This window comes from Allochromatium humboldtianum (assembly GCF_013385175.1).
Taxonomy (GTDB): Bacteria; Pseudomonadota; Gammaproteobacteria; order Chromatiales; family Chromatiaceae; genus Thermochromatium; species Thermochromatium humboldtianum.
Genome location: NZ_JABZEO010000009.1, coordinates 152,905 through 165,083 on the forward strand (window position 1 = coordinate 152,905; position 12,179 = coordinate 165,083).

Annotated in this window: 16 protein-coding genes and 1 pseudogene; 11 read left to right on the top strand and 6 right to left on the bottom strand. The window is 65.1% G+C overall.

Annotated elements, in window-relative coordinates; translation table 11 throughout:
- The first annotated feature begins 6 nt into the window (after positions 1 to 6).
- From HW932_RS14190 to soxZ, 3 genes are read left to right on the top strand one after another with little or no spacing between them, the layout of a single operon-like run.
- Positions 7 to 1,500 (top strand): beta-barrel assembly-enhancing protease, encoded by a 1,494-nt coding sequence (locus HW932_RS14190; RefSeq protein ID WP_176977139.1) that lies wholly within the window; start codon positions 7 to 9, stop codon positions 1,498 to 1,500.
- Entirely contained in the window at positions 1,497 to 1,961 is a 465-nt protein-coding gene (soxY, locus tag HW932_RS14195) for a thiosulfate oxidation carrier protein SoxY (RefSeq protein WP_176977140.1), read from the top strand. Before HW932_RS14190 ends, soxY begins: the two co-directional genes overlap by 4 nt.
- Before the next feature lie 60 nt (positions 1,962 to 2,021).
- Positions 2,022 to 2,336, top strand: coding sequence for a thiosulfate oxidation carrier complex protein SoxZ (soxZ, locus tag HW932_RS14200; RefSeq protein WP_012971306.1), 315 nt, complete (start codon positions 2,022 to 2,024; stop codon positions 2,334 to 2,336).
- A 42-nt stretch (positions 2,337 to 2,378) separates the two neighbouring features.
- Here soxZ and HW932_RS14205 read toward each other — a convergent pair whose 3' ends face one another.
- Positions 2,379 to 3,044, bottom strand: coding sequence for a protein-L-isoaspartate O-methyltransferase family protein (locus HW932_RS14205; RefSeq protein ID WP_176977141.1), 666 nt, complete (start codon positions 3,042 to 3,044; stop codon positions 2,379 to 2,381).
- A gap of 149 nt (positions 3,045 to 3,193) precedes the next feature.
- Between HW932_RS14205 and queF the strand changes: the two genes are divergently transcribed.
- The 4 genes from queF to HW932_RS14225 are packed head-to-tail and all read left to right on the top strand — an operon-like array spanning position 3,194 to position 5,077.
- Complete coding sequence (gene queF, locus HW932_RS14210; RefSeq protein ID WP_176977142.1) at positions 3,194 to 3,583, top strand: preQ(1) synthase; 390 nt, start codon at positions 3,194 to 3,196, stop codon at positions 3,581 to 3,583.
- Between the two features lie 48 nt (positions 3,584 to 3,631).
- Complete coding sequence (gene rsgA / locus HW932_RS14215) at positions 3,632 to 4,630, top strand: ribosome small subunit-dependent GTPase A (RefSeq protein WP_176977143.1); 999 nt, start codon at positions 3,632 to 3,634, stop codon at positions 4,628 to 4,630.
- A 13-nt stretch (positions 4,631 to 4,643) separates the two neighbouring features.
- Positions 4,644 to 4,892: a DUF4258 domain-containing protein gene (locus HW932_RS14220; protein WP_176977144.1), complete on the top strand. Its 249-nt coding sequence runs from the start codon at positions 4,644 to 4,646 to the stop codon at positions 4,890 to 4,892.
- Positions 4,889 to 5,077 carry a DUF2283 domain-containing protein gene (locus HW932_RS14225; RefSeq protein WP_176977145.1) on the top strand — a complete coding sequence of 63 codons (189 nt, stop codon included), beginning with the start codon at positions 4,889 to 4,891 and terminating at the stop codon, positions 5,075 to 5,077. Before HW932_RS14220 ends, HW932_RS14225 begins: the two co-directional genes overlap by 4 nt.
- Positions 5,078 to 5,110: 33 nt before the next feature.
- On the opposite strand, the gene HW932_RS14230 is transcribed toward HW932_RS14225, so the two are convergent.
- Genes HW932_RS14230 through HW932_RS14240 form a run of 3 tightly spaced genes read right to left on the bottom strand, consistent with a single transcriptional unit; the run spans position 5,111 to position 6,908 of the window.
- Positions 5,111 to 5,467 carry a hypothetical protein gene (locus HW932_RS14230; RefSeq protein WP_176977146.1) on the bottom strand — a complete coding sequence of 119 codons (357 nt, stop codon included), beginning with the start codon at positions 5,465 to 5,467 and terminating at the stop codon, positions 5,111 to 5,113.
- 38 nt (positions 5,468 to 5,505) lie between these two features.
- Entirely contained in the window at positions 5,506 to 6,573 is a 1,068-nt protein-coding gene (locus HW932_RS14235; RefSeq protein ID WP_176977147.1) for a PDDEXK nuclease domain-containing protein, read from the bottom strand.
- Positions 6,570 to 6,908, bottom strand: a complete 339-nt coding sequence (locus HW932_RS14240) for an SET domain-containing protein (protein ID WP_176977148.1) — start codon at positions 6,906 to 6,908, stop codon at positions 6,570 to 6,572. Before HW932_RS14240 ends, HW932_RS14235 begins: the two co-directional genes overlap by 4 nt.
- A 111-nt stretch (positions 6,909 to 7,019) precedes the next feature.
- On the opposite strand from HW932_RS14240, the pseudogene HW932_RS21885 reads away from it, so the two are divergent.
- A pseudogene (locus HW932_RS21885) lies at positions 7,020 to 7,145 on the top strand (cold-shock protein); the annotation flags it as partial.
- Positions 7,146 to 7,406: 261 nt separating this feature from the next.
- A complete protein-coding gene (locus HW932_RS21890; protein WP_246296846.1) occupies positions 7,407 to 7,814 on the top strand; it encodes a DUF1294 domain-containing protein in 408 nt (135 codons plus the stop codon).
- A gap of 39 nt (positions 7,815 to 7,853) precedes the next feature.
- On the opposite strand, the gene HW932_RS14250 is transcribed toward HW932_RS21890, so the two are convergent.
- Positions 7,854 to 10,202 carry a Tex family protein gene (locus HW932_RS14250; protein WP_176977150.1) on the bottom strand — a complete coding sequence of 783 codons (2,349 nt, stop codon included), beginning with the start codon at positions 10,200 to 10,202 and terminating at the stop codon, positions 7,854 to 7,856.
- Between the two features lie 77 nt (positions 10,203 to 10,279).
- Complete coding sequence (locus tag HW932_RS14255) at positions 10,280 to 10,492, bottom strand: hypothetical protein (protein WP_176977151.1); 213 nt, start codon at positions 10,490 to 10,492, stop codon at positions 10,280 to 10,282.
- Positions 10,493 to 10,608: 116 nt separating this feature from the next.
- Here HW932_RS14255 and HW932_RS14260 point away from each other — a divergent pair, with 116 nt between their 5' ends.
- Both HW932_RS14260 and HW932_RS14265 read left to right on the top strand, forming a co-directional pair.
- On the top strand, positions 10,609 to 11,319 hold the full coding sequence (locus tag HW932_RS14260) for a 4'-phosphopantetheinyl transferase family protein (protein ID WP_176977152.1): 711 nt from the start codon (positions 10,609 to 10,611) through the stop codon (positions 11,317 to 11,319).
- 44 nt (positions 11,320 to 11,363) lie between these two features.
- Entirely contained in the window at positions 11,364 to 12,179 is an 816-nt protein-coding gene (locus tag HW932_RS14265) for an undecaprenyl-diphosphate phosphatase (RefSeq protein WP_176977153.1), read from the top strand.

A 12,179-nucleotide genomic window follows, 5' to 3' on the forward strand; every position in this document is an offset into this window, starting at 1 on the left:
GAATCCATGACGAAACGGACAGCCCCCCGACCCCGCTCGATACGGCCACTGATCGCCTTCGGCGCCCTGCTGCTGGCCGGTCTGCCCCAGCTCCAGGCCCAGGACTACCGTCTCCCCGACATGGGCAGTTCGGCCGACACGCTCATGACCACGGGCGCCGAGGCGCGTCTGGGTCAGGCCTTCATGCGAAGCGTCCGTGAGTCCCTGCCGGTCCTCGACGACCCGCTGCTGACCGACTACATCGAATCGCTCGGCAACACCCTGGTCGCCGCCGACCGCGACGCCACGGGCCGCTTCAACTTCTTCGTCATCGACCAGTCGGTGATCAATGCCTTCGCCGGACCGGGCGGCAACATCGGCGTCTATGCCGGACTCATCCTGGCCGCCGAGACCGAGAGCGAGCTGGCCGCCGTCATGGCCCACGAGATCGCGCACGTCACTCAGCGCCATCTGCTGCGCGGACTGGAAGATCAGAGCAAGATGACCGTCCCGACCATGGCCCTGATGGTCGCCGCCGCCATCCTCGGCGCCCAAGTCTCGGCCGACGCTGGAGCCGCCGCGATGCTCGGCGTCCAGGCCGCCGCCCTGCAACGCCAGATCAACTTCACGCGCGAGAACGAACACGAGGCCGACCGGCTGGGCATCACGACCCTGGACAAGGCGGGCTTCGATCCCTATGCCATGGCCGGTTTCTTCGAGCGGCTGTCGAAGTCCAGCCGTGTCTACGAGAACAACGCCCCTGAGTTCCTGCGCACCCATCCGGTCAACGCCAACCGTATCGCCGAGGCGCTCGGCCGGGCCGACGACTTCGGCGCCCAGCAGCGCCCCGACAGTCTGCGCTTCCAACTCGCACGCGCGGCCCTGCGCGAACGCTCCTACAAACGCCCGGAACAGGCCGTCGCCCATTTCCGCGACACATTGCGCGAAGGCCGGCATCGCAATGCCGTCGCCGAACACTATGGCTATGCGCTGGCTCTGACGCGCGCGGGTCAGTTCGACGCCGCACGCGCGGCCCTGGCCACGGCCATGAAATCGCACTCCAGCCTGCCCGAGTTCATCGTCCTGGAGGCCCGGCTCGATCTCGAACAGGGGCAGGTCGAGCGTGCCGTGCGTCATCTGGGGCAGGCCGTGGGTCTGTCGCCGAGCCATTGGCCGCTGCGCGTGGCCTATGCCGAGGCGCTGATGAAGGCTGGGCGGCCCGCACCGGCCATCGACGAGCTGACCACGGTCGCGCGGCTGCGTCCCGGCAACCCCATGTTGTACGATAGGCTGGAGCAGGCGGCCTTTCGCGCGGGCAATCAGGCAGCGACCCACCGTTTCCGCGCCGAGAAGCTCTATGCCGAGGGCGACCGCGAGCCGGCGATCCGTCAGCTCGAGATCGCACTGCGTCAGCGCGACCTCCCCTACCATGAGGCGGCGCGCATCCAGGCGCGGCTCGAAATCTGGAAAGAAGAAGAACGCGAAGCCAAACGCAAAGACAAGAGAGGAGATAAATCATGATCGATGCCAAACGCCGGACACTCGTCAAAGGCTCGCTGGCCGCCGGAGCGGTCGTCGGCGCCGGACTGATGGCGCCGCGCGCCTTCGCCGACTGGAACGCGGCCGCCTTCCAGGCCAAGGACATCCCGACGGCCATGACCGGCCTGCTCGGCAGCGACTCGGCGGAAGTCAGCGACAGGATCAAGATCAAGGCGCCGGACATCGCCGAAAACGGCGCCGTGGTTCCGGTGACGGTCGAGACCGATCTGGAGGGCGTCACCTCCATCAGCATCATCGCGTCCAAGAACCAGACCCCGCTGATCGCCTCCTTCGAATTCGTCGACCCGTCCGTGATCCCCTTCGTCTCCACCCGCATCAAGATGGCCGAGACCGCCGACGTCATCGCCGTGGTCAAGGCCGGCGACAAGCTCTACAAGAACGCCAAGAACGTCAAGGTGACGATCGGCGGCTGCGGCGGCTGACCGGCCGCGCGCGCCTCTCAGGTATCCAAGACTACATAACGAACACGAGGAGTCGAGACGATGTCCGACATCAAGATCCGCGCCAAGCTCGAGGGTGACGAGACGACCGTCAAGTGTCTGATGAGCCACCCGATGGAGACCGGTCTGCGCAAGGACAGCAAGACCAACGAAGTCATCCCGGCGCACTTCATCCGGGAAGTAGTGTGCAAGGTCAAGGGAGCCGTGGTGATGAAGACGTCCTGGAGCGGCGGCGTCTCCAAGAACCCCTATCTGTCGTTCAAGTTCAAGGGCGGCGCCGTCGGTGATCCGATCGAGATCGCCTGGACCGACAACACGGGCGAGAGCCAGAGTGCCACGGCCGAGATCAGCGGCTGACGGAACGTCGAGGCCCCGGAGATCCGGGGCCTCGAACCACGACTAGAATTCGAAACCAGCCGGCTCGGGCGCATTGCGCAGCGGCGCCACCTCGACCTCGAACAGCGACTCGCGCCGATAGTCGTGGCGCCCGACGCGGGTCACGCACACACACTCCATCGCGGGCGCCGTGCCCAGGATGCAGAACAGCCGTCCGCCGATGGTCAGCTGCTCGCGCAGCATCGGCAGCGCGTCCTCGGTCGGCATCGAGCCCTTGACGGCGATCGCGTCGAACGGCGCCCCGCTCACGGGTCCGGCCAGACCATCCCCCTCGCGAACCTCGACCCAGTCGAACTTGAGTGTTTCGAGCCGCTCGGCCGCCTCGGCCGCCTGCATCGGGTCGATCTCCAAACTGATCACGCGCGCACCGAGCCGGCTCAGACAGGCGGCGACATAACCCGACCCCGTGCCGATCTCCAGCGCCCGATCGCCCGGCTGGACGGCGAGCGCCTGCAACAGATGACCGACCACCTTGGGCGCGAGCATGAGGGTGCCGTTGCCGTTGGGGATCTCGATGTCGGCATAGGCCAGCGCCCGATAGGCATCCGGTACGAAGCGCTCGCGCTCGACCGTGCCCATCACCTCCAGCACCCGGTCGTCGAGCACGCCCCAGGGCCGGATCTGCTGCTGGATCATGTTGAAGCGGGCCAACTCACTGCTGTTGTCCATGAAATGGAAGTCCCCCGTCTGAACTCATGTTTTTGGAAAAGCGACCGCGTCCGGCGAGACGCGGGACGAAAGATTATATAATAGGCGCCCAATCAGCCGACCGAGTCGACGCTCGGCCTATTCCTGTCAGTTCAGTGGAGAGTCTCTTCATGCCCAGCGCCCCGAGCAAGTCGCTCGAAACCTTCCCCAATCCCCAGCCCGAGCGCGACTATACGATCCGCATCCGGGTGCCCGAGTTCACCTGTCTCTGCCCCAAGACCGGCCAGCCGGACTTCGCCGAGCTGATGCTCGAATACGTCCCCGAGCAGAAGTGCGTCGAGCTGAAGGCACTCAAGACCTATGTCTGGTCCTATCGTGACGAGGGCGCCTTCCACGAGGCCGTCACCAACCGCATTCTCGGTGATCTGGTCGAGGCCACGGCACCGCGCTTCATGCGCCTGACCGCCGAATTCAACGTGCGCGGCGGCATCTATACCACGGTGGTCGCCGAGCATCGCGCCGCTGACTGGCAGCCGCCGGCGCCGGTCACGCTGCCGTGAGCGGTTTGAACCCTCGGCCCTGCGCCGCCGGCCGGGTCGGCTGACCCCGTGGCCAAGCGACGACTCTCCGCGCGCCAGATCGAGCGCATTCAAGCCATCCAGGAACGCCGCCGCGAACGGCTCGCCGCGCGGCCCGAACGGGCGCTGGCCGAACTCGACGACGAGCTGGAGCCGGAGGAAGGACGAGTCGTCGTCCGACACGGCGCCAATCTGGCGGTCGAGGACGCGCACGGCCATCTGATCCACTGTCTGGCGCGCCAGAACATCGGGCATGTGGTGTGCGGTGATCGCGTCGTCTGGCAGCGTCTGCCCGATGGCCAGGGTGTGGTGACAGCCACCCTGCCGCGCATCAGCACCCTGAGCCGACCCGACTACAGCGGGCGCGACAAGCCGCTCGCGGCCAATCTGACGCGGCTCGCCATCCTCATCGCCCCGGAACCGGAGCCGAGCGGCTATCTGATCGATCAGTATCTGGTCGCCGCCGAACTCATCGGTGTCGAGGCGATTTTGGTCGGCAACAAGATGGATCTGCTGACCGGGGCCGAGGAGCGCACGGCCTTTCAGGCGCGCTTTGCCCATTACGGCGCCATCGGCTACCGGACCTTCTGGATCAGTTTGCTCGAACCCGAGTCGATCGGCGGGCTCGTCGCCGAGCTGGCGGGGCAGACCAGTGTGCTGGTCGGCCAGTCGGGCGTGGGCAAGTCGTCGCTGGTCAAGCGGTTGCTGCCCGATCAGGAGATCCAGATCGGGCGTCTGTCGCAGGCGACCGGACTTGGGCGTCACACCACCTCGGCGGCGACCTGCTATCGTCTGAGCGGCGATGGGTTTTTGATCGACTCGCCGGGCGTGCGCAGTTTCCGGCTCGGGGACATCGACCGCGCCGACCTCCAGCAGGGATTTCGCGAGTTCCGGCCGCATCTGGGGCGCTGCCGCTTCGGCGATTGTCGGCACGATCAGGAGCCGGATTGCGCGATTCGTCAGGCGGTCGAGGATGGGTTGATCGCGCCGGAGCGGCTGGCCAATTTCCATCATCTGCTCGGTGATTGACGGATCCGACGGCATGGAATTCGTGCTGAGTGACCATGCAAGAAAGCGTTGCATCAGGCGGCGAATCTCGATCGAGTGGCTTCGAGCGGCCCTGAATCATCCGGCCCGCCTCGAAAGCGACGCTGAAGATGAAAGCCTGGTACATGCGCTCTATGCTGTGCCCGAACGCGCTTTTCGCGTACTGCGCGTGATCTACAATGAGACACGAGAGCCGGTAGTCATCGTGACTGCCTACTTTGACGATGAGGCCAAAGACGTATGAAACTCGAGTTCGATCCACAAGCGGATGCCGCCTATTTTGAGATTTCCTCGGCTGATGTGGTGACGACGAAGGAGATCGAGTCGGGCATCCTCGCCGATTATGACGAGCACGGCCATCTGGTCGGACTCGAAATCCTCTCCGTGAGCAAGCGGGCCATTCAAGCGCCATTGGACCGAGCGGCCTGAAACCATGGAGAGATCCACTGTCCTGGACGCTGCTCAAAGCAGCCGCACGATACCGGACTCGGGCAGCCCCAGCATCTGGACGCCGACCTTGAGCGCCTGATCAGCGAAGCGGTCGAGATCGCCCCAGCCGTCGTCGGTGTCGAGTGTCTCGGTCATGGCCTCGCTCACGACCCGCAAGCGATAGGCGCCATCGGCCCGTTCGGCCGGGGGTGTCTGTTCGGAGCAGACATAGAGCACGGGTTCGGCCTGACCCTGGGCCACGAAGGCGCAGATGTAGCGATAGCTCCGACCATCGCCGCTCTCGATCTCGCCGAGCAGCGAGGCGGCATGGCGTCCGGCTTGATAGCGGCGCTTGGGGATGGCGGTCTTGATGATGGGACGTTCCTGCATGTCGGTGACCTCGTGGGTTTGAACCGTTCACATGAAAGCTAATCCGACTCGGACTCGACTTCGCCGGCATTATCGAGTGCACCCAGTTCGCTCTCGATCTGTTCGATGCTCGGCAGTGCCGTCCGCAGTTCAGCAGGCAGGGATTCGAGCAATTTGTATTCGGCAATGCCCATCGGCTGGGTCTTGTCGCTGAGTGCGTACTCGGCAACCACCTCGTTCTTGCTCTTGCACAGCAGCAGACCAATGGTCGGGCCATCGTGCTCGGTTTTGATCTGGCGATCGACAGCGGTCAGATAAAAGCCCAGTTGGCCGAGATGTTCAGGCTTGAACTTGCCGGCCTTGAGCTCGATGACCACATAGCAGCGCAGTTTCAGGTGGTAGAACAGCAGGTCGATGAAGAACTCGTCGCCGCCCACGTCCAGCAGCACCTGGCGGCCAACGAAGGCGAAGCCAGCCCCCAGCTCCAGCAGGAACTGGGTGACATGCCGCACCAGCGCGCCCTCTACCTCCCGCTCCTGAGCGTCGTCGGTCAGACCGAGGAAGTCGAAGCGATAAGGATCCTTCAGCGATTCGCGAGCCAGATCGGATTGCGGCGCCGGCAGGCGTTCGGTGAAATTGGTGATGGCTTGGCCGGAACGGGCACGGGCGTTGGTCTCGATCTGCATCACCAGCACATTGCGCGACCAGTTGTGCTCGATGGCTTTCGCGGCATACCAGCGTCGTGCCTGCGTGTCGTCGAGCTTATCGAGTAAGGCGAGCTGGTGGTACCAAGGTAATTGTGCAAGCACGTCTTGCACAAATTCGGCATCCGGCCATGCCTGGGCAAAGGCCCGCATGTATTTGAGGTTGCGCGGTGAAAAGCCCTTCATGTCCGGGAAGGCGTTGCGCAGATCTTGGGCCAGTCGGTCGATGATTTTGGCGCCCCAGCCTTCGCGAGCCTGGCGCTCCAGAATATCGCGGCCGATCTGCCAATAGAGCCGCACCAGTTCGCGGTTGACCGCCAGCGCTGCACGCTGCTGGGCGTGGTGGATACGGCCTTTCAGTTCGGCCAGCCAGTCGGCATAGCCAGCGGGTGGCGGCGCGAGGGAGGCAGGGTGATCGGTCATGATGATCCGGCGCCATAGTCGATGGTGATCTCACTCCCGACTGCGATCGTCCGCCGCGCATAGAGTTCGAACCCGTCGAACTCGGCGTTCGGATCATCGCTGTGGTTGAGCCAGCGCAGCACATTGGTTCCGCGTCGGCCGGTCAGGCGACCGCGCTCGGGATCATAGACCCAGAGTACATGGGGACCGTCCTCCGCGACCTCCACGCCCTCGAACGTGCCGATCGCCTCGCCCGGCTCGAAACCGATTCGGGCGAAACAGCCTTGGCCGTGGATGGACGAAGGTGCTGCCAGTAGCCGACGATCCAGCCGATCACACACCGGCTTGCGACTCATCGCCCACTCCTCGCGATCTCATGCGGCGAACGACATTGGCCACTGAGCGGCGAAGCGGCACAATAGCGAGACTTATCCAATCGACTCGTACTCCAAGGGTGGCATCAGTTCATGGATCTCCAAACAGACAGGAACCCGTTGCGTGAAGGAACTTTGGTTCGCTGGGACGATGCCAAGGGCTTCGGTTTCATCCGGCCCAACGACGGCGGCAAAGATGTCTTTGTGCATATCAGCGCCTTGCCGATGCGCCCGGTTCCGGATATTGGCACCCGATTGATCTTCAGTGCGACCGATGACCCACAGGGACGCGGGCCGCGTGTACTCAAGGCGGTCCTGGCCAATGCAGTACCTGGAATCGACCGCCCCCAACCTGCGGGTGAAATCAGTCGCCGTCGACCGGCACGGGAGGACAACAGACAGCCATTTTCCACGCATGAATCCCGCGCGCGCGATCGACAGCGGGAAGGTGCACGGCGCGACAGGCGGCAGGACGAGACATTGAGGCCCCTGAAGTTCGACGCCAAAACGCTGTTCGTCTCACTGCTGGCGCTTGGCTGTATCGCCGGCGCTATCACGCTGTTTCCCATCAGTCCAATTCCATTGATCGCTTATCCAGCCGCCAGTCTGGCGGCCTTTCTGCTGTACGCCCGCGACAAATTGAGCGCCATTCGTGGACAATGGCGTGTCCCCGAATCCACGCTCCATCTAGCCGAAGCCCTGGGCGGCTGGCCAGGTGCCTATATCGCCCAGCAAACCATGCGTCACAAGACTGTCAAGACCAGCTATCAGGCGGTCTACTGGATCATCGTCTGTCTGCATGTCGCCTTCTGGAGCCTCTGGTTCATCTCACCGCAGACATTGTTGGATCAGTGGCCGCTGGTTCTGGATTTGCTCGGGATACGCTGATTGCGTCCCAAACGGGGCGCGCTCGTTGACAGCCAGGACTCAAGACTTTTGCGCCTTGGCAAAAGCATCGGCCAGGGCGCCACCCATACCGGACGCTGGCGCGCTGCCCGGACGATTACGCTCCTTGCCGCCACCGCGTGCCTTTTCCGAAGCGGTGTTTTTGGGCGGGGACTGACGACCGCCCCGCTCCCCCGTCTCCGACCGCCCCGAGCGCGCGCGTTCGGCCGGCTCGTCCAGACGCCGGCTCAAGGCGATTCGCTTGCGCTCCAGATCGACTTCCATCACCTTGACCTTGACCAGATCGCCGGATTTGACGACCTCGTGCGGATCTTTCACGAAGCGGTCGGACAGCACTGAGATGTGCACCAGCCCGTCCTGATGCACACCGATGTCGACGAAGGCGCCGAAGTTGGTGACATTGGTCACGGTGCCTTCCAGGATCATGCCGGGCTCCAGATCCTTCAGGGTCTCGACGCCCTCTTTGAACTGCGCGGTCTTGAACTCGGGACGCGGGTCGCGGCCGGGTTTCTCCAGCTCGGCCAGAATGTCTTTCACGGTCGGCAGACCGAAACGCTCGTCGGTGAAGGCGGCCGGATCGAGCCGGCGCAGGGTCGCGGTGTCGCCGATCAGACCGCGCACATCCTTGCCGGTGAACTCGGCGATGCGCCGCACCACTGGATAGGCTTCCGGATGCACCGCCGAAGCGTCGAGCGGCTCCTCGCCATCGGGGACACGCAGAAAGCCCGCGCTCTGCTGGAACGCCTTGTCGCCGAAACGCGGCACAGCCATCAGTTTCTTGCGGCTGGAGAAGGCGCCATTGGCCTCGCGGAAGGCGACGATGTTCTCGGCCAGACTGCGGTTGAGCCCCGAGACCTGAGTGAGCAGCGGCACCGAGGCGGTATTGAGATCCACGCCGACCGCGTTCACGCAGTCCTCGACCACGGCGTCCAGGGTGCGCGCCAGCCGCGTCTGGTTGACGTCATGCTGATACTGGCCGACACCGATCGCCTTGGGCTCGATCTTGACCAGTTCGGCGAGCGGATCCTGCAACCGGCGCGCGATCGAGACCGCGCCGCGCAGCGAGACATCCAGCTCGGGCAGTTCCTTCGAGGCGAACTCCGAGGCCGAATAGACCGAGGCGCCCGCCTCGTTGACGACCAGCGATTTCAGCCCCAGCTCGGGATGGCGCGCGATCAGGTCGCGAGCGAGCTTATCGGTCTCGCGCGAGGCGGTGCCGTTGCCGATGCTGATGAGCTTGACGTCATGCGCCCTGGCCAGTTGCGCCAGCCGAGCAATCGATGCATCCCACTGGTTCTTGGGCACATGCGGATAAATCGTATCGGTCGCGGCGACCTTGCCGGTGGCATCGACCACCGCGACCTTGACCCCGGTGCGCAGCCCTGGGTCCAGCCCCAGGGTCGGCAGTCGTCCGGCCGGCGCGGCCAGCAGCAGCGCCTTGAGGTTGAGCCCGAACACGCGGATCGCCTCGTCCTCCGCCGACTCCAGCAGCCGCCCCTTGAGTTCGAGATCGAGCCGGGTGAACAGCTTCACGCGCCATGCCTTGCGCACTGTCTCGATGAGCCAGCCGTCGCCCGGACGCCCCTGATCGCGGACGCCGAAGCGCGCGGCGACCAGCCCGCGACAGACCGCTTCGGGATCTTCGCCCTCCCCCGCCAGCAGCTCCAGATTGAGCACGCCCTGATTGCGCCCGCGAAACAGCGCCAGCGCCCGATGCGAGGGCACCCTGGCGATCGGCTCGCGATAGTCGAAGTAATCTGAGAACTTGTTGCCCTCCTGCTCCTTGCCCGCGACCACGGTCGAGACCAGGATGCCCTGCTCCCAGAGATGATCGCGCAGGCGTCCGGCCAGCTCGGCGTCCTCGGCGAAGCGCTCCATCAGGATCTGACGCGCGCCCTCCAGCGCGGCGGCGACATCCGCCACGCCCTTGCCTGCATCGACGAAACCGGCGGCCAGCGACTCGGGCGACTGCGACGGATCGGCGAGCATGGCATCGGCCAGCGGCTCCAGTCCGGCTTCGCGCGCGATCTGCGCCTTGGTGCGCCGCTTGGGCTTGAACGGCAGATAGAGGTCTTCGAGCCGCTGCTTGGTGTCGGCGGCCTCGATGGCGGTCTGGAGTTCAGCGGTCAGCTTGCCCTGCTCCTCGATGCTCTTGAGCACCGCCGTCCGGCGCTCGGAGAGTTCGCGCAGATAGCCGAGCCGCTCTTCGAGATGACGCAACTGGATATCGTCGAGACCGCCGGTGGCCTCCTTGCGATAGCGCGCGATGAAGGGCACGGTGGCGCCCTCGTCGAGCAGCCGCACGGCCGCCTCGACCTGGGCCGGACGCGCGGCGAGTTCCTGACTGATGGTCTCGATGATCGGGGTCATGATGGATGAGCGGACTCTGTCTGAAGGATCGGAAGCGGGGGTTGGGGACGGATGGGCGACGCAGGACGGTCACTGGATCACAGACGGCAGGTATCGCCATAGACGGCCATGATCTGTTTCAGCTCGGCGAGCAACCGGACGCGCTCGTCGGCGGTCAGTCCCTGGGTCTCGGGCAGCTCGGCGCCGGATTCGAGCGCGGCGATGTCGCGCCGGACCTGACGACAGCCCTTGGCGCACAGCGCCTCCAGACGCGCTTCGAGCGATGAGTCATCCGGGTTTCGCACGTCCATCCCCTATCATGGCTGGATGCGCGATTATACGGCGACACGCGCCGCGCTTCATCCGCGCGCGGATGGATACGGCCATCGCACGAACGGCGGACACACTCGATCGACCGACTGGACACATGAATCGTCACATCACTCCCTGGCGCCCGGCGCCCAATCGACCGAATCCGGATTTCGACGCGCGACTCGAACCGGGTGAGCTGCATCTGTGGCGCATCGACACAGGTGAAGGCGGGGCAGATCCGGACAGGTGCGGGACACTGCTGAGCGAGGCGCAGCGCGCGCGTGTCGACGCCCTGCGTCATGACACGCACCGGGCGCGCTATACCCGCGCCCTGGCCGGTCTCAACCGCATCCTCGCTACCTACCTGGACCGGCCGCCCGCACAGATCCGGATCGAACGCCACCCGACCGGCAAGCCCTATCTGGATGGCGCCGATCGCTGGCTGTCCTTCAGCTTCAGCCATAGCGGCGATCTGGCGCTGGTGGCATTGAGCGCCGGCCCGGACGCCGCACTCGGCGTCGATTGCGAGTGGGTCCGGCCGCGCGCCAATCTGCCGGCCATCGCCCGGCGTCTGTTCGAGCCGGCGACGGTCGCCGAACTGGAAGCGCTCTCCGAGCCTGAGCGGCTGGAGTGTTTCCACCTCGCCTGGACGGCTCTGGAAGCCGACGTCAAATGCGATGGGCGCGGACTCTTCCGCCCGCGCCCGCCCGGAAGCGCCGCCCCCGAGATCGCTCACCTTGTCCCGGCCCCCGGCTATATCGCTGCCGTGGCGTGCGCCCGATTGCCGCCCGTCGAGACCTGGCGAATGCTGGAACTTTGCGACTGATCCGGCGCTATACTACGCGCCCTGTCTCCGAGAGCGCTGCGTCAGTGGAAACCATCCAAATCCTCGTCCTGGCCTTCGTCCAGGGCCTCACCGAATTCCTGCCGATCTCCAGCTCGGGCCATCTGGTGCTCACGCCGCTACTGTTCGGTTACGAGCTTCAGAGTCTGGCCTTCGACGTGGCCGTGCATCTGGGTACGCTCGCTGCCGTGGTGTTCTATTTCCGGCGTGAGATCGCGCGGATGCTGGTCGCGGTGCTGGACTCGCTGCGCACGCGACGCTTCGACGACCCGGACGCGCGGCTCGGCTGGATGATCGTGCTGGCCACGCTGCCGGTGGTGGTGCTGGGACTGCCGCTGAAGTCGGTGCTGGAATGGCTGCGCGAAGACGATCAGCTCATCGCCCTGGTGATCGCGGGTACGACCATCGGTTTTGGTCTGCTGCTGTGGTGGGCCGACTGGCGCGGACGGCGCGAGCGCGACGAATACGGACTCGGCTGGGGCGATGCGCTCGTCATCGGTCTGCTGCAAGCCGTCGCCATCATCCCCGGCACCTCGCGCTCGGGCATCACCATCACGGCGGGCCTGCTGCTCGGACTCACGCGCCAGGCCGCCTCACGCTTCTCGTTCCTGCTCGCCATCCCGACCATTCTCATGGCCGGCGGACTGGAGACGCTGGAGCTGGTTCAGACCGCCGAGCCGGTCGACTGGAGCGGACTGGTGCTCGGCGCCATGGTGTCCTATCTGGTCGCCTATCTCACCATCCGCTTCTTCCTGAGCTTCATCGAGCGCATCAGTATGCTGCCCTTCGCGCTCTATCGCCTGCTGCTCGGCGGGGTCATCCTGGGGCTGCTCTATCTCTGA

Excerpts from the sequence above, each read along its gene's own strand:
- HW932_RS14190 (WP_176977139.1), top strand. The coding sequence starts at position 7 with ATGACGAAACGGACAGCCCCCCGACCCCGCTCGATACGGCCACTGATC.
- queF (WP_176977142.1), top strand. The coding sequence starts at position 3,194 with ATGCCCAGCGCCCCGAGCAAGTCGCTCGAAACCTTCCCCAATCCCCAG.
- HW932_RS14220 (WP_176977144.1), top strand. The coding sequence starts at position 4,644 with ATGGAATTCGTGCTGAGTGACCATGCAAGAAAGCGTTGCATCAGGCGG.
- soxZ (WP_012971306.1), top strand. The coding sequence starts at position 2,022 with ATGTCCGACATCAAGATCCGCGCCAAGCTCGAGGGTGACGAGACGACC.
- HW932_RS14240 (WP_176977148.1), bottom strand. The coding sequence starts at position 6,908 with ATGAGTCGCAAGCCGGTGTGTGATCGGCTGGATCGTCGGCTACTGGCA.
- HW932_RS14225 (WP_176977145.1), top strand. The coding sequence starts at position 4,889 with ATGAAACTCGAGTTCGATCCACAAGCGGATGCCGCCTATTTTGAGATT.
- HW932_RS14255 (WP_176977151.1), bottom strand. The coding sequence starts at position 10,492 with ATGGACGTGCGAAACCCGGATGACTCATCGCTCGAAGCGCGTCTGGAG.
- HW932_RS14205 (WP_176977141.1), bottom strand. The coding sequence starts at position 3,044 with ATGGACAACAGCAGTGAGTTGGCCCGCTTCAACATGATCCAGCAGCAG.
- soxY (WP_176977140.1), top strand. The coding sequence starts at position 1,497 with ATGATCGATGCCAAACGCCGGACACTCGTCAAAGGCTCGCTGGCCGCC.
- HW932_RS14260 (WP_176977152.1), top strand. The coding sequence starts at position 10,609 with ATGAATCGTCACATCACTCCCTGGCGCCCGGCGCCCAATCGACCGAAT.
- HW932_RS14250 (WP_176977150.1), bottom strand. The coding sequence starts at position 10,202 with ATGACCCCGATCATCGAGACCATCAGTCAGGAACTCGCCGCGCGTCCG.
- HW932_RS14235 (WP_176977147.1), bottom strand. The coding sequence starts at position 6,573 with ATGACCGATCACCCTGCCTCCCTCGCGCCGCCACCCGCTGGCTATGCC.
- HW932_RS14230 (WP_176977146.1), bottom strand. The coding sequence starts at position 5,467 with ATGCAGGAACGTCCCATCATCAAGACCGCCATCCCCAAGCGCCGCTAT.